The organism is Segatella copri (assembly GCF_015074785.1).
GTDB lineage: Bacteria > Bacteroidota > Bacteroidia > Bacteroidales > Bacteroidaceae > Prevotella.
The window spans coordinates 2,987,634-3,004,063 of sequence record NZ_CP042464.1; the positions used below are offsets into that span (position 1 = coordinate 2,987,634).

The 16,430-nt window shown below is 44.7% G+C and carries 10 protein-coding genes and 1 pseudogene; 4 read left to right on the top strand and 7 right to left on the bottom strand.

The window, feature by feature from the left end:
- Window positions 1-9 precede the first annotated feature (9 nt).
- Entirely contained in the window at window positions 10-153 is a 144-nt protein-coding gene (locus FO447_RS12375; protein WP_200756572.1) for a hypothetical protein, read from the top strand.
- A 108-nt stretch (window positions 154-261) separates the two neighbouring features.
- On the opposite strand, the pseudogene FO447_RS12380 reads toward FO447_RS12375, so the two are convergent.
- From FO447_RS12380 to FO447_RS12405, 6 genes and pseudogenes are all read right to left on the bottom strand, one after another.
- Window positions 262-405 (bottom strand): annotated as a pseudogene (locus FO447_RS12380) (Rpn family recombination-promoting nuclease/putative transposase); the annotation flags it as partial.
- Window positions 406-959: 554 nt separating this feature from the next.
- A complete protein-coding gene (locus tag FO447_RS12385) occupies window positions 960-2,405 on the bottom strand; it encodes a RagB/SusD family nutrient uptake outer membrane protein (RefSeq protein WP_200756574.1) in 1,446 nt (481 codons plus the stop codon).
- A 36-nt stretch (window positions 2,406-2,441) separates the two neighbouring features.
- Window positions 2,442-5,987 carry a SusC/RagA family TonB-linked outer membrane protein gene (locus FO447_RS12390; RefSeq protein WP_200756578.1) on the bottom strand — a complete coding sequence of 1,182 codons (3,546 nt, stop codon included), beginning with the start codon at window positions 5,985-5,987 and terminating at the stop codon, window positions 2,442-2,444.
- A gap of 45 nt (window positions 5,988-6,032) precedes the next feature.
- The gene (locus FO447_RS12395) at window positions 6,033-7,259 is read right to left on the bottom strand and encodes a transposase (RefSeq protein ID WP_117664388.1); all 1,227 of its coding nucleotides are present in this window, start codon (window positions 7,257-7,259) and stop codon (window positions 6,033-6,035) included.
- A 147-nt stretch (window positions 7,260-7,406) separates the two neighbouring features.
- Window positions 7,407-9,341 (bottom strand): protein-disulfide reductase DsbD domain-containing protein, encoded by a 1,935-nt coding sequence (locus FO447_RS12400; protein WP_200756580.1) that lies wholly within the window; start codon window positions 9,339-9,341, stop codon window positions 7,407-7,409.
- A 13-nt stretch (window positions 9,342-9,354) separates the two neighbouring features.
- Window positions 9,355-10,551, bottom strand: a complete 1,197-nt coding sequence (locus FO447_RS12405; RefSeq protein ID WP_200756582.1) for a FecR family protein — start codon at window positions 10,549-10,551, stop codon at window positions 9,355-9,357.
- A gap of 16 nt (window positions 10,552-10,567) precedes the next feature.
- Here FO447_RS12405 and FO447_RS12410 point away from each other — a divergent pair, with 16 nt between their 5' ends.
- Window positions 10,568-11,284, top strand: a complete 717-nt coding sequence (locus FO447_RS12410) for an RNA polymerase sigma-70 factor (RefSeq protein WP_200756584.1) — start codon at window positions 10,568-10,570, stop codon at window positions 11,282-11,284.
- 207 nt (window positions 11,285-11,491) lie between these two features.
- Here FO447_RS12410 and FO447_RS12415 read toward each other — a convergent pair whose 3' ends face one another.
- Window positions 11,492-12,997 carry an acetyl-CoA hydrolase/transferase C-terminal domain-containing protein gene (locus tag FO447_RS12415; RefSeq protein ID WP_118066076.1) on the bottom strand — a complete coding sequence of 502 codons (1,506 nt, stop codon included), beginning with the start codon at window positions 12,995-12,997 and terminating at the stop codon, window positions 11,492-11,494.
- Between the two features lie 397 nt (window positions 12,998-13,394).
- On the opposite strand from FO447_RS12415, the gene FO447_RS12420 reads away from it, so the two are divergent.
- Entirely contained in the window at window positions 13,395-14,810 is a 1,416-nt protein-coding gene (locus FO447_RS12420; RefSeq protein ID WP_200756586.1) for an AAA family ATPase, read from the top strand.
- A 111-nt stretch (window positions 14,811-14,921) separates the two neighbouring features.
- Complete coding sequence (cysS, locus tag FO447_RS12425) at window positions 14,922-16,412, top strand: cysteine--tRNA ligase (protein WP_200756588.1); 1,491 nt, start codon at window positions 14,922-14,924, stop codon at window positions 16,410-16,412.
- The last annotated feature ends 18 nt before the right edge of the window (window positions 16,413-16,430 follow it).

A 16,430-nucleotide genomic window follows, 5' to 3' on the forward strand; every position in this document is an offset into this window, starting at 1 on the left:
CAAAAGGATATGAAAAAGAAAGAATATACAAAGCCAGAGATGCAGGTGGTAAATATCACCTCTTGCACCCTCCTCGCAGCATCTACTATGGGTCAAGGAGGCAATGGCGATGATAAACCAGAATTGGAAGAAGGCTGGTATTGGGCTGAGTAACAATCATTATAACGCCTAACGGCAAAATACAAGGGTCTATATACCACGAAGAACAGGTGGCGTATAGACCCTTGATTATATGGAGATATTCGTAATCTACGTCTCCGTTTATGAATTGCTCAGATTCTTAATGATTTCCAAAGGTAGCTGGGTAGCTTTGGAAACCTGTTCGGCAGAAAGTCCCATTGCCAGCAATCGTTGTGCTGTTTCTGTGTTGGCCTCATGCTTGCCTTCTGCTCTGCCTTCTTCCATACTTCCGGGAAAAGTTGCTGAAAAAGTTTTATGGTTGTACGCAAGCACATGAAGAAGAATACTCAAGTGGTTCAGTCAGCTAATTCAAGTGGTTCAATCAAGCAACTCAAGTAGTTCAGTAAGCGAGATCAGACGTCTCAGTTAGCTGATGCAGACGTCTCGATAAGCCTACGGATACGTCTCAATAAGCTAACGGATACGTCTCCGTTAGCTTACGCAGTCATATTCGTAACCCGATGCAGCCATATTTGTAACCCGATGCAGCCATATTCGTGACCCGATGCAGCCATATTTATAACCCGATGCAGCCGTATTCGTGAATAAGTTTTATGTAATCATCTATCATCCATCACGATTTGGGGTTATCACTCACGATATTCTCACTACACATTACCAGTCAGTAGGCGATCCTCCGGATTCCTGTAAGATGCAGACAAAAAGGGTTCGACTGCTTTATCGGTATAGGTAAAGGGAGATAAAGAAAGGTCAAGTAAAGCTTGTTGAAATGCTTTGCTTGACCTCTTTTCGTTTTCGGAAATTTGTATATTGTTTTCTTATTCTTTGTAGTTCTGTGTGATATTACCATTATTGTTTATCACGCTCTGAGGGAATGGGAATATCCACATTTTACTGTCTGGAGTGATGGTATAAGTCTTTCCAGCAAGTGTGCGGCTATAGTTCTGCTTCCAGCCATCGCACTGGTTCCAGCGCTTCTTGTCTATGAAGATATTGACAGAGTAAATGTCCTCATTCATGGTCACCTGCTTCACGTGCTTGATGGCTTCTTTCTTGGTGCTGACTGTGCCTTTGAGGGGCTGATACTTGGCAGGATCGATGCGGTTTACGCGTACCTTGTCGAGATATTCCATGGCTGTATCGTAGTTGCCTTTGTGGGTCTCGCATTCGGCGATGGTGAGATACATCTGGGTAGAGCGAAGACCACCATCATTCCATAACGAGTTGAGATCAAAAGTTAAATTGAAACCAGTTTCACCCAGCATACTTACTCCGGCATCCATCAGGTAATCATACATCATATTCATATTGCTCATCTTGTCCTTATAGGCATGTCCGTCCTCAAAGTTTGCCATGGTAGTAGGGGTGTAAGCATTGAAGCTTTCAGAATTTCCATTTAAGAAATAATCCTCATCGGTTCCTTTCTTGCCACGATTGATAACAGGATAAGTCCCGCCTGTTATATAACCTTGGGTACTACCAAGATATGAGGTATTATAGTTGTTAATGGTGCCATTGATGTCGATAGCCTGCTTGGCCACTTCTTCTGCCTCGTCATACTTCTGCATGTTGAGCAATGCCAATGCCTTTACGGCATAAGCTGCGGGTTTACTGAAGCGCATTTTGTTAACGGCAGAGTTAGGAAGACCATCTATCTCAATTGCTTCATTGGCATCCTTGAGTATCTGCTGATAAACTTCCTCAATCGTACTCTTAGGTTGAGCAGTCTGGATATCTTTATCCTCTGTCATCAGGATAATTCCTGAATCTGTAGCAGCTGTAGCTGGATTGTAAGCCTTGGCAAACTTGTTGACCAACATATAGAATGACCAGGCTCTCAATGTCAGGGCTTCGCTTTTCAAAAGTTTCTTGTCTGCTTCCGTACCAGATGCGGCATCAATCTTTGAGAGAATTGGGTTGGCAATCGTGCCGATGTAGCCGTAGAAATTAGTGTAGTCTTGATCACTGGAAGTCAATTCTGCCATCTTGTCCATATTGGCTTCATCGTAAGTCCAGATGATGACGTTGCGGGTCTTAACTGGCTGACTGATGATTGTTGCTACATTGCTGTAGGCATATATCATATCACCAGCCATTTGTCGCATATCAGAGGAACATCCCTCATACTCTTTGTTGAGAAGCATTTCTAATTGGTCGGTTGTGGTAAGCAAGTTCTTGCCCTTTGGCTCCAATTCCGTGAAACTCTCACAAGATGAGAACAGCAATGCTGTGATTGCCAGTAAACTGTATATTGTTTTTTTCATTGTGATCTTACTTTTTATGTTATATGATTCTAGAGATTAGAAACTGATGTTCAGACCAAAGATGTATGAACTTGGATTGCGGAGTCCAAGAGTCTCTGGGTCAACATGCACATCGTTGGCTACCCATAGATACTTAGGGTTGTCTATCTGGAAGCGGAGAGAGAGGCGGTTGATGCCTGTTCCTCTGAACCACTCCTGTGGAAAATCATAGCCCAATACGATATTTCTGATCTTCAGGAAGTCTGCATGATGAATAGCATTATTGCTATAGGTTGTTTCAGAGCCAGTCGTTGTAGAGGCGTATCTGCCAATGCCTGGAATATCTGTTGGGTGTTCTGGCGTCCATGCATTCAGGAAATAGCTGGCGATAGCGGTGCTCCAGGTGCTTGAGAATGTTTCATTATGCGCCAAGGCTCTCATCATGTGACCGCCATAGTAAGCCATCAGAATGCTGAAAGAGAATCCGTTCCATCTTACGCTGTTGTCCATACCCATGATAACCTTTGGCTCGCTCTGACCAGAGTATTCCAAGATGCTTATACTTTTGCCTGTTGCACTGTGAGATTTGCCCCCATCCTCAATGTAGAACAGAGATTGACCCTTCTCGCCTTCTTGGTCGCTGATGCCAGCAAAGCGGTATGACCAGAGGGCACTGGATGGCTTTCCTTTGACGTATGGTCTTTCAATCAACTGGGATGCTCTGTTTGATGGGTTCTCTACATCGGTTACAATATTACTGTTGTGTGACATGGTGAAGTTGGTGGTCCAACTCCAATTCTTACGGCTTGCCCCTCTCAGCCAATCATAAGTAATCTGCAATTCTATACCACGATTGCGCATAGAAGCCATGTTGACGAACATAGAGGTGAAACCCGTTGTTGGGTCGAGGGTGCGATAAGAGAACACATCCTTTGCCGCCTTGTTATAATAATCGATGGAACCACGTAAGCGGTTGTCGAGCAATCCGAAGTCGATACCGATGTTGGTAGTGCGGCTCTGCTCCCACTTCAAGTTAGGGTTGGCAGGACTTTCGATGGTGCCGTATGGCAAGTTGGTATATTGATTGAGTTCTCCTGATGTAGCTGTCATATAACTGGTTGCACCTTGATAGATGTTACCAGTTACACCATAGCTGGCACGGAGTTTCAGGAAGTTTACCCATTTGATATCCTTCATGAAGTCTTCATTATGAATCAACCATCCTGCACCTACTGACCAGAGTGGCGTGCCGCGGAACTTGGCGTTCAAGCCATATACATCAGCATAGTCCTTACGGAACGAACCGAACACATTGTATTTCTCATCATAAGTATAGGTGAGGTTGAAATAACCAGAAGCATACTTGTGGTGAGTCTCAGGAACAACTCCCATTCCTTCCTTGATATAAGGATCGAATACAAATTGGCTTGCAGGGTAACCACCTGATGCGCCAAAGAAAAGAGGTGAATAGTTCATGGTACTCAATGTTCCAAAGTCTATTGTGTGGGTAGAGCTTGTCTGCAACTGGTCGTCATAACCCAGCATTAAGGCCTTAGAACCTGTCAGTTTGGTTTCACGGAATTCCAAGCCGGCAATCGCCATGATGTCGTGCTTGCCAAAGGTCTTGGCATAATTCAGCTGTCCACGTGCTGTCCAATAACGTCCGTCACTATTTGTAGTACGGAGCAGACCGCCAGTGGTAGGAACGTAGTTCTTGATAGTGCCATCTGCAGATTGATAATAATAAGCATTACGCATGGTACGCATCACATGACTATCTTGTGTTGCATTCCATTCTACGGTGTTATGATTGGTTTCATATACAAACTGGGCATTGGCAGTCAATCCGTCAATAATCTTGAAGAGCAAATCTCCATGATAGCGCATATACTGACGGCGGGTAACCTGGGTGTTATTGTAATACTCATCCACTGGATTGGAACTTAAATCCTCAAAAGGAGAACCGAAGGTCATGTAATCATTGCCATCATACCAATAGTGTTGTCCTTTGACGCTTCCATCAGCATTATAGAATGGCATATAGGCTGGTTGTTTCCAGATATCGCTATAGTAGCTATTGTTGTCGTAACCTACTTCCTTACTCTTGCTATAGATACCATTGATAGTCATGGAGGCTGTGAGCCACTTGACTACATTGTATGAACCCTTATACTGGGCATTAAACTGATTGGCGAAATGATTGATCAGTCCACTGTTGTCATACTTATAGTTGATAGTCAGGTTGTTGGTGAACTTATCGCTGCGCCCACGAAGCGAGAGGTTGTACTGCTGCATCACTCTCTGCTTATATACGGCATCTGCATACTCCTTGGCATAGTTGTTCTTCTTGAAAGAAGCTAACTGGTTCTGCAAATCTTCCTCGGAAATTTCTCCCTTAGATCGCTGGTAATAGGCATATTCGATAGGAGTTACCGCTTGGGTACCCATAGAGATTGACTGAGCAGTAGTAACGATAGGGTCAGCCACTTCACCATCATTATGGAAGAAATAGTAGTCCCAATACTTGGCCTCCGCATCCACCTGCTGTTCTGGAGTCATATAGAAATTGTCGGCATAATCTACGTTCTTCTTCTCATATACCGTGAGGTTGGCTGCGAAGTCGATGTCAATCTTGCCTGCCTTCTTGGCATTCTTGGTGGTTACTACGATGACACCATTGGATGCACGGGCACCATAGATGGCATTGGCTGCGGCATCCTTCAATATGTTTACGCTCTCAATGTCGTAAGGGTTCAAATCGTCGATGTTTCCCTCTACAGGTACGCCATCCACTACCAGCAATGGGGTGGTTTCGGCATAGAGAGAGGAGGTACCACGGATAGTCATCTTTCCATTATAAGTGGAAAGACCTGCCACGCGACCTTCGAGGTTGTTCATGATGTTGGTGGTGTAACGCTCGTCCAATTTGGCTGAGGTGATGGTAGTGACAGAACCTGTCATCTTAGGTTTGGAAATCTCCTGATAACCTGTTACCACAACATCAGAAAGCTGATTGTCGGTAACCATCTGTATGTTACGGCTTAAAGGTGCTCTACCGCTTCCCAGACGTAATTCTGCATTGCTCATACCGAGGTAGCTGAACTTTAAGGTGCAAGCATTGGCTGGCACCTTCAAGGTATAGAAACCCTTGCTGTCGGTGATGGTGCAAACCTTGCTGTCGTCGATGCATACGGACACACCAATCAGCGGCTCGCCACTTTCATCGGTGACGACACCGGATACATTACGTACTCTCTCACCTGCTATACGGCGAGTGATAGTCACGATATTACCCTCAATCTCATAACGGCAGTTTACCTTGTTCATCACCTCGTCAAGTACTTGGCGCAACGGGCGGTTGGTGGCATTCACCGTGATGTGTGGCAACTTGGCTGCCAAATCTGTACTGTAGATGAAGTTCAAGCCAGTCTGCTTCTTGACTTCAGCGAAGAACTGTTTCACACTCATCGACTTTGCATTGATAGTTACCGTCTGGTGCTTTGACTGCTGAGCCATAGCGGTACTGGTTCCTCCACATAGGGTTGCTCCTACAAGCAGGGAGGTAGCGAAAAGGATTCGTTTCATTCTTCCAAATTCTTTCATTCTCTCTTGTTATAAACAATAGTTCGTTAAAATTTGAGATAATGGCTAAGCAGCTTTACGTTGCCAGCCAAAGAGTTCTTTGATAGTATGACTAATTAACTTTCGGTTCGGTATTCTCCGACACTTGTTGAAAATTAATTTAGCGATGTATGTGCTTGCCATAATCTCCTTGAAAGAAGCCATGGAATACGGCAATTCATTTTCCTTCATCATCACTTTCGCAACATTCTGTGATGCGAATGATGCATTATAGGAAAAGTCCAACTGGTTCTTGTGTCTTGCTTGGCAATGCGTAAGACCAGTATATTGCTTTGCATCGCGAAAACAAAACTCTATTTGGAATCTTGAGCGGTATGTGCGCAACACTTCCTCACCCGACATGGATGTCTTTGTTGAGAAGAAAAGCTTGTGTTTTCCGTTCGGCATAACCCAAATGACAAGGCGCACTTTCTGCTTCAATGCCTTTGAATAGGCTATGAGTGTGTAGGCTGTGCCTTCAAGTCCTTCAATATGCAACTCTGCCATACGTGTGAGGTCAAGTTTCTTGTAGTTGATTTTTCCGTCAAGTGTCTTGGGACGTCCAGGCTTATTGGAACGAGGTCCCGTATACACATAATATAGGCTCGCAGTATCCCTGAAGCGGCTGACAAGATGGAAACCGCACTCTTTGATTCCGTCCACAAACGGACGGATAGAGAAGAAAGCGTCAGCGACAACAATATCGGTGACCTTCAACAAATCCTTCTTATAACGCTTGATGACCGCTATGTAATGTTGCACGAGAGTCATGTTACGCATTTTCAATTCTCCAGTAGATGGAGTCTGATGGGCGCGCAGCATCATGCAACTGTTGGCATGGACATCGACAAGTGCAAGCCCCATGATTTCAAGCCCATGCTTCATGGAACTTGCACAACCGGACCAGAAAGTACCGATATGCGGAGTCTTCTTACCCGACTTGCTGATGTAGCTCGGATCGATGGCTATAGCCAATAGACCATCCATATTCAAGTAACGTCGGCATAGGGCAAGGTTGAACTTCACCCAGTCTATGCATTTAGCACGACCACGGTTGAAGTTCGTTCTGTAGGTCTGCTCACAATGGGTGCCGTAACGCTCCATTTGAGTGAAATTTATCTTTCTTTGTATCGTCATGTACAATAAAAGTATTTCCAAGAGTAGACTCTCGAAAGTTTTGCTTAACTTTGCAGATGAACTTTTGATAGCATCTCTGCATATTTCCGTATATTGGTTGAGTGGTTCTGATGTCATATAACTTTGAGCTTAGAGAACTATAAAGTTACTGATAATCAGCCACTTAACCAAATTTTATTAGTTGTATTACGTTAATTAACTCTCTCATTTTCAATCGATTACATAAGAATTAACAGAGTATTGTATAAAATTAAACCAATATTTTTATAATTCTATCGTGATAGTCTTGCTCTTTGGCATCAGACAAACATGGCTATCGCAAGCCTGATAGTTGACTATAAAGGTAATCTTACCCGATTTGCCTTCTATCTTCTGACGGAAAATCTGCTCACCTTCAAGGATGATAGATTTAGAGCCTGCCATAGGTCTGCCAACAGGTTTCTGAAGTTCGCCTACCAGTTTGACATCGCCTTCTGCCTTGAGGTCATAAGTCGTCTGGATATAAGGGTCCTGATCGCTTACCTTTGCATAGATGTGATAGCCTGGATATATCTTCATGCGGATGATGAGTTCCTTGTCTTTGCCCACAGCGCTGACAGCGGATGATAGGGCAACAGGCTCTTCTTTGGTTGCTTTCTCTTGGATAGGAGCGATGTTGCTTTCATTGAATTCGTAGAATTTGAGAACGCTGTAGTCATTGCCTGGAGTCTTCGGATCGAGATCATTGACCAGCCACAGCCAGCCTCCGCTCTCAGTAAAGAAGAGTTTGCTCTGATATTTATTATACCACTCTCGCCATTGCTTGGCATTGTCGTAACGGAGCAACGTATAGCGATAGAGGATGCGCTTTGCCTTCTCTATGTCTTTGCCTTTTTCCCACATGGAGATAGCTTTGTCAAGGATACGCTTGTCGTTATTGGCGATGCCGATGCTCTTGGCATCTTCGTCAAGAATTTCTCCATATTCATTGAGCTTGCAATAGAAATATGGGCGATTTTCGGTATAATAGCTTGAATATTTGTCAACATCGGTGCCAAACATTTCATACAGTTCTCCTGCCCTTTCCTTTACATAGTCAATATAGGATGAAATGGGTTGAGGATTTTCTGCCATTTTCATATACATCTTGTCTGTTTCGCTCATCTTGCCGCCAGCAGCAACCACCTTTTGAAGTGAATCCGCCAGATGCTTAATCTGATTGTTGAAATCTTCAATCGAGTTTTTGTAAGCTTCGTAGTTTTCTTTGCTTACGGTATATTTGTGCTCATCAATTGTAGTGCGGGTAGAAATTCCCTCATTGAGTTTGCGGGCAATGATATGATGACCTTTAAACTTGTTGATATAAATAACTGCATTGAGGAAAACCGGCTTAGCTTCTTCTGTCATATCTGCAGGAGACGCAGAGAAACCCCAATGCAAGAAGTTGGCATGGCGACCGATGGCGATGGCTCCATAGCTCTTGGCACTTTCGCCACCCGACATGATTTCTGTATCAGGAGAATCCAGATAGCCCCACTGGCGAGTAACCAAACCTGCCTTATAACCCTTGGTGTTGCTATAGTCTTTATTCTGTACTTTCCACATCGGAATCATATCTGGAAGCTTCTCCTGGCACATTTCTGCATATTCCTTTGCGCCTGCAGGAGTTGGGCGATTTGTGGTGGTTATCTTCACCTTATAAGGACCTTTGAAGATGGCACTCTTGGTATTCATGTTGTAAGCATGACCAAGAAGGCAGAGACAATACCAGTCGTTTTTCACACCGATATAGCGACCTGTTGTCTCGCTTTCGTCTGCGATGGTGATGACAGGGCGGTCAAAGTTCTCTGGGAAATACTTGGCTGGTATCAGCTTGCTGAATCTGTCATTTTCAATGATTGTGCGACGTGGCTCAATAGGAGTTGGGTCGCCATCAATGATGGTTACATCATAGTCGTATGACATCCTGTAGTTGTAGTCTTTTCCTTGTACCGTTTTCACTGTAGTGAAATATGTTTCAAGAAAGACTTTCCAGGCGGCAGTTCTTGTCTCAATACTCTTGGCATGAGCTTCCTTGTCATAGTCTGCTACTCCTAAAGTCTCTATGTCGGAATGACCTCCTACATAGAGTATTTTCAGATTCGTCTTTTTGGCTGTGGCAGCCATTGTTGCGATGCACGCTAACAAGGCTATTGCCATCATTGATAAAAATCTTTTCATGTTGTATATAATATTAATGTTTATATTCTCTGATGTTGATGATGCCTTCCTTGGCAGTTATCTTCAATCTTGTGATATTCTCTATAGCATTGAGAGTCTGTCCCATCGGTTCGTATTTGTCAATGCTTCCTGTGAATCGCAGTTCTTTCATGTCTTCGGATGAGAACTCCACCTTCATGTTGTACCAATGGGAGATAACTTCCATCAGATCTTGCAGCGTGCAGCCGTCGAACAAGAAGTTGCCCGTGTTCCAAGAGGTGTAAAGATTAACATCCACTTGCTGGATGTCTGGTGTTCTGCCTGCTTTCAGGGTTGCCATATCGCCTGGTTTCAACAGGTATTCTTTACCGTACTTGCTGCTCACACCAACTTTACCTTTCACCAGAACAACGCTGGTTACACCTTTTTCCTTCATCGTGTTGACATTAAACTCGGTACCATAGTCGTGTACATCTCCGTTGGCAGTCTCTACTATGAAAGGTCGTTTCTTCGAGTCGTTGGCCACGATGAAATAGGCTTCTCCCTTGAGCTTTACCTTACGCTCGCTGCCTACGAAGTGATTAGGATAGATGAGGGTGGTATTGTAGTTGAGATGCACGTAGGTTCCGTCGTCCAGTACCATCCAGAATTCCTTGTCTTTCTTTGTTATCAGGGAGCTTTCTGTTATTTCGTCGCTTCCAAAGAAACTGCTTCCATCCTTACTGTCAGCTACTTTTTCTGTTTGTGCCAATGCACTCTGTGCATCTTTCACCTTGATGGTTTTGCCGTTGATGGTAAGTGTAGCTCCATTCATGTCATTCTGCTGAACCCGTTCTATGGCTTGATGCAGTTCTGCGGTGATGACGGCTGGTGGGGTGGAACCTTGATGTCCGAAATACATCCATGTACCCATTAATATGAGGGCGATAGCTGCTGCAGCGGCTATGCGTCGCAACCAGATGATGGTAGCAGTTTTGTCATCATTTCTATCTTCCTGTTCCTCTGCATGTTGGAGAGATGCTTTGAATGTAGCTTTTGCTTTCTCGGCATCAATGCTCTTGTAGAGATGGTAGCGTTGGAGAAAATCATCTTCATTCATGAGATGCTCTATCTTGTCTTTTAGCGACGCATCTTGCTCTACTCTTGATAAGAGCTCCTTGCCTTCTTCCTCTGAGATTTCGCCAGTCAGTAATTTACTGACGAGTGTATTGATATCAATATTCTTATTCATATTTTCTAATACTTTTGTGATAGAATTATTCTCTGTATTTACTATTATAACACACTCGGGTGCGTTTGTGGTTACAAAAATCAAGAAAAAAGTGAAAAAAAGTTGCATTTTTAAATTTTACTGCATAAAAATGCGTATCTTTGCACTCATGAGTGAGAAAAGTGATATTGAAATTGCAATAATTTGCCAATGGGATAATCAGGCCATCGAGTTGTTGTACGATAAATATTATCGTGCCTTGGTGAGTTATGGTTGTCAGTTTGTGGAAATGACCATTGCAGAAGATATCGTGCAGGATCTTTTCTCTGTTCTATGGGAACGTCGCCCTTTTTTCAACAGTATTTCCAAGTTTTCCGCCTATTTATATAATACGGTGCATAACTCTGCTCTCAATCACTTGCGCCATCAAACGGTACACAACAACTATCGGCAGAGTATAGTTGATAATCTGCAGGAGTTTATGCTGATGGATGATACCTTGGATATTTTTAATAAGGAAGAAATCTATCGTCAACTCTTTGCTGCGATAGATGAGTTGCCTCCTCGCCAAAAGGAAGTCTTTCTTCTTTGTATGGAGGGGAAGAAAAACAGGGAGATTGCAGAGCAACTGGACATCTCCGCTGAGACGGTGAAGGTACAGAAGCGTCGTGCGATAGCTCGATTAAGGGATAAACTTTCTCCTATGTTAATTGAAATTATTCTTGTTCTGATAAGAAAAAGTTTTGATGCCTAATTACTTCTCCGTTCAGCGTCTTTATGCGGAACTTTCTTCTGGGAGTATAGTTTATTCATATAGAATTAAAGTGTTTTCTATATGCTTATAACAAATAATAAGCGGCATTCCTTGGATATGAATGCCGCTTATCATATAATTCAATATTTTTCTGAGTCATCTATGAAAGATTTGTCTTCTCGGTTTTCACAATCTTTCGGTCTTCTCTTATTTCAGATATTCTCCGAAATCTGTCAATCTCATATCTCCCTTCTTCAGGAAGGTATCGTGCATGGCGAGGGCAGCACGCATGCTCTGTGGCTCGTGGCCCTTCTCGGCAAACTTCAGATACTCACGAAGCATAGGGCGGTAATCCGGATGGGCACAGTTCTCGATAATCTCCTTGGCACGGCGCAATGGGCCCTTGCCACGAAGATCGGCTACTCCCTGCTCGGTAACAATCACATCCACATCATGCTCGGTGCTGTCCACGTGACTGCACATCGGAACAATGGCTGAGATGCAACCGTTCTTGGTGGTACTCTGCGTGGTGAAGATAGAGATGTAACCATTGCGCTCGTAATCGCAGGAACCGCCGATACCATTCATCAGCTTGCTGCCACAGATATGGCTGGAGTTCTCATTGCCGTAGATATCGCACTCGATGGCGGTATTCATGGCGATGACACCCAGACGGCGGATGACCTCAGGAGAGTTTGAAATCTCGCTCTGGCGGATGGTGAGATGCTTCTTGAAGTAATCAATATCATCATACACCTCTTTCAATGTATCGTTTGTTACGGTGAGCGAAGAGCAGGAAGCATCCTTGATTCTTCCCTCGCGCATGTATTTTACCACGGCATCCTGAACCACCTCGGTATAAACGCTGAATACCGGCACGTTAGGGTTCTGTCCTAATGCCTCAAGAACGGCATTGGAAGTTACGCCCACTCCGCTCTGCAAAGGCAGGAACTGAGGAGGAATATGTCCCTTCTTCAGGTCGCTGACCAGGAAATCGGCAACGTTGTGGCCCATCTGTTCGGTCACAGGGTCGAGAGGCTTGAAAGCACGTGCCTCCTCCGGAATGTTGCATTCTACCACACCCACAATCTTATGTGCATCAATCTCCACATACTCCTTACCTATTCTATCGCCCACATTCAAGATTGGGATAGGTGTGCGGAACGGGCATTCTGCTATCTCATATACATCGTGCAGATAGCGGGAAGCAGGACTGTGGAAGGTATTCTTCTCGATGAGCACCTTCTTGGCAAGGCGGACGATGGTAGGAACAATGCCGCCGGCAGAGGTTAGGAATGCCTTGCAGGTGGTTTCGCCTTCTTCCAAATCAGAAACTTCGATGATGGCAAGGTCTATTTCTCCATAGAAACCACGGCGCAGGCGCTCAGCCATGTGACCGAGGTGCATATCCTCATAATCAATCTCGCCCAGGTTGGTATGAGTTCTAAAGTCCTTGTTGGTAGAAAATGGCGCACGGAACTTGATGGCATGGGCTGCTGCCATGTCACCTTCGATACTCTGCGAGGTAGAAGCACCCGTGAGGATGCCCACCTGGAAAGGTCTGCCCGCCTCGTGCTCAGCCACGGCTCTCTTGGAGAGTTCGCGGAAGGTTGCCTTAGGCACGCCGTTTGGTGTGAAACCACTCAATCCGATTGTATCTTGATCGTTAATCATCGCTGCCGCTTCGGCAGCACTCAATCTTGTATATGCCATTTTCTTCTAACTTAATACTCATTAGCGGAACTTATAGCCGCCTTCTTGATAATTGATAACTGTTTGCGGCTGCAAAGTTACACATTATTTTCGATATACGTTAATAATTTGATAATTTTATGCATATATTAGGCAAAAAACTTACAAATGGTGAATAGATATACAGAAACTGCTTACTTTATGCAAAAAGATAGCCGAATCAAAAAGCCTGATTGTACTTTCTCAAATTCCTTTTTCTGTCATTCCATGCCCAATCTGTGCGCTTAAAGTGGCTCTAAATATGTTAAAATTACCACTTAGAGCCACTTTCTTACCAATTCGTTTGGCTTTAAGTGGTATTTTTTGTATATTTGCAGCCAAAACAAGCAGGTTGTTTAACCCATTCACTATATAATATATGACAAAGATAATAGGAAGGAAACGTGAGCTACAACAGCTCGAAGAGGCATACAAAGTAGAGGAATCGCTGTTTGTTGTCGTATATGGTCGCCGTCGCGTAGGCAAGACTTTTCTTGTAAGAGAGGCCTTTGACGACAAGTTGGCATTTTATGCCACAGGTGTCAACCAGGAAAACAAGGATGTACAGCTCATGTATTTCTACCATGCGCTTTGCAAATATTCTGATGCACCCCTTGCTCTGCCAAAGACCTGGCTAGAGGCATTCGATGCGCTCATCAAGATACTGGAAGCATCCAAGGAGCAGAAGAAAGTGGTGTTCCTTGATGAATTATCATGGATGAATGGAGTGGACGGCTCTTTTCTTACCGCCTTGGAATGGTTTTGGAACAGTTGGGCTTCGGCAAGAACGGATATTTTGCTAGTTTGCTGTAGCTCAGCCACTTCGTGGATTATCAACAAGGTTTTCAACAATCATGGTGGATTATATGGTCGAGTGAATCGTCGCATTCATTTGCATCCTTTTACCCTCCGAGAGTGCGAAGAGTTTTATAAGGATAAAAAGATTGCCATGAACCATTACGACCAAGTGATGAGCTACATGGTGTTTGGCGGTGTGCCTTATTATCTCAGCATGCTGGAATCAACCAAGAGCCTGGCGCAGAACATCGATGAGTTGTTGTTTCATCCCGATGGTCAACTCCATCGAGAATACGAGAATCTGTATCAAGCCATGTTCCGCAATGCAGACAACCACTTACTGATAGCAAAAGCCATGGCTGCAAAGAGCAAGGGATTGACTCGCAATGAGATACTGGAAGCCACAGGCTTACCAAATGCGGGGAGTGCGACTAGAGTATTGGATGAACTGGAACAAAGCGACTTCATTCGCCGCTATACCTCGTTCGGACAGAAGAAACGCGACGAGATGTATCAACTTACTGATGCATACACCTTATTCTATTTTCATTTCCTGCAGGATGGCAAGAACAACGACAAGCAGTTTTGGCAGCATCATCTGGGCACACCAAAGATAAACTCATGGGCAGGTTATGCCTTTGAGCAGGTTTGCCTGGCTCATGTGGAGCAAATCAAGATGGCGATGGGAATCAGTGGCATGGCTGTATCTACTTCGGGATGGTTTAGCAAGGGCAAGGAGCAAAAAGCTCAGATAGACCTGGTGCTGGATAGAGCTGACCATATCGTAAACCTCTGCGAAATCAAGTTCTCTACCCGGCCTTATACAATAGATAAGCAATATGCCGAAACGCTACAAAATCGCCAATGGATCTTTGAACAGGAGACAAAGACTCGCAAGAGTTGCCAGCAGGTTATGCTTACCACTTATGGTTTGGCAAAAAATCAGTATAGCAGTATCATACAGAGAGAATTGACCATGGAAGATCTGTTCCATTGATATTTTCGAGGAATTTAATAACATTTTGCGAATGATTTGTCGGATATATCAGAAAAATGAGTTAACTTTGCACTCAAAATATAAATAATATAAAAGAAAGGTTCATACAAGATGGAACAGAAATTACTGATTTACAACACTCTCACTCGTACGAAAGAGAGATTCACTCCGCTCCACGCTCCTAACGTGGGCATGTATGTTTGTGGCCCTACCGTGTATGGCGATCCGCATCTCGGTCATGCACGACCAGCCATCACATTCGATATACTCTTCCGCTATCTCAAGCACCTGGGCTATAAGGTTCGCTACGTTAGAAACATTACCGACGTGGGCCACCTGGAGCACGATGCAGATGAAGGCGATGACAAGATTGAGAAGAAGGCTCGTCTGGAGCAGTTGGAGCCAATGGAGATTGCGCAGTACTACACCAACCGCTACCACGATGCCATGGAGGCGCTGAACGTACTCCCTCCTAGCATTGAGCCTCATGCCACAGGCCATATCATCGAACAGGAGAAACTGGTTCAGGAAATCCTGGACAATGGCTATGCCTACGAGAGCAATGGCTCTATCTACTTCGACATCGAGAAGTATAACAAGGATCATAAGTACGGTATCCTCTCAGGACGTAACCTGGAGAACGTGATCAACGAGAGCCGCGAGCTGGCTGGTATCGGCGAGAAGAAGAACCAGGCTGACTTCGCCCTCTGGAAGAAGGCTTCACCAGAGCACATCATGCGCTGGCCTAGTCCTTGGAGCGATGGTTTCCCTGGCTGGCACTGCGAGTGTACTGCGATGGGACGTAAGTACTTGGGCAGCCACTTCGATATTCATGGTGGCGGCATGGATTTGATTTTCCCTCACCATGAGTGCGAGATTGCTCAGGCTGTGGCTTCTCAGGGCGACCAGATGGTTCGTTACTGGATGCACAACAATATGATTACCATCAACGGTCAGAAGATGGGTAAGAGTCTTGGCAACTTCATCACCCTGGAGCAGTTCTTCACTGGCAATCACGACAGTTTGGAGCAGGCTTATTCGCCAATGACCATCCGTTTCTTCATCCTCTCCGCTCACTATCGCAGCACAGTAGATTTCTCTAATGATGCCTTGAAGGCCAGCCAGAAGGGATTGGAGCGCCTGATGAACGGTTTGAACGACCTGGAGCGTGTGCCTGTGGCTAAGCAGAGCGATGAGCAGGTAAAGAAGTTTGTAAGCGAGTTGCGCCAGCGCTGCTACGATGCGATGAACGATGACTTCCAGACTCAGCTCGTTATCAGCTATCTCTTCGAGGCTTGCCACGTAATCAACACAGCCCTCGACCACAAGGCAAACATCTCTGCTGAAGACCTGAAGGAGCTTTCAGACACCATGCATCTCTTCACCTTCGACCTGCTCGGTCTGAAGAGTGAGAAGGGAGCCAACAATGATGCTCGTGAGGAGGCTTATGGCAAGGTAGTGGATATGGTTCTCGATCTCCGTGCCAAGGCTAAGGCTGATAAGGATTGGGCTACCAGCGACCAGATTCGCGATGCCCTGGCTGAAGCCGGCTTCGAGGTAAAGGACACCAAAGATGGTGTTACCTGGAAACTGAACAAATAAACTCCACACGCCCTGAAA

Coding starts and splice junctions, on each gene's coding strand:
- FO447_RS12395 (WP_117664388.1), bottom strand. CDS start 7,259: ATGACATCAGAACCACTCAACCAATATACGGAAATATGCAGAGATGCT.
- FO447_RS12375 (WP_200756572.1), top strand. CDS start 10: ATGAAAAAGAAAGAATATACAAAGCCAGAGATGCAGGTGGTAAATATC.
- cysS (WP_200756588.1), top strand. CDS start 14,922: ATGGAACAGAAATTACTGATTTACAACACTCTCACTCGTACGAAAGAG.
- FO447_RS12385 (WP_200756574.1), bottom strand. CDS start 2,405: ATGAAAAAAACAATATACAGTTTACTGGCAATCACAGCATTGCTGTTC.
- FO447_RS12390 (WP_200756578.1), bottom strand. CDS start 5,987: ATGAAAGAATTTGGAAGAATGAAACGAATCCTTTTCGCTACCTCCCTG.
- FO447_RS12405 (WP_200756582.1), bottom strand. CDS start 10,551: ATGAATAAGAATATTGATATCAATACACTCGTCAGTAAATTACTGACT.
- FO447_RS12400 (WP_200756580.1), bottom strand. CDS start 9,341: ATGAAAAGATTTTTATCAATGATGGCAATAGCCTTGTTAGCGTGCATC.
- FO447_RS12420 (WP_200756586.1), top strand. CDS start 13,395: ATGACAAAGATAATAGGAAGGAAACGTGAGCTACAACAGCTCGAAGAG.
- FO447_RS12415 (WP_118066076.1), bottom strand. CDS start 12,997: ATGGCATATACAAGATTGAGTGCTGCCGAAGCGGCAGCGATGATTAAC.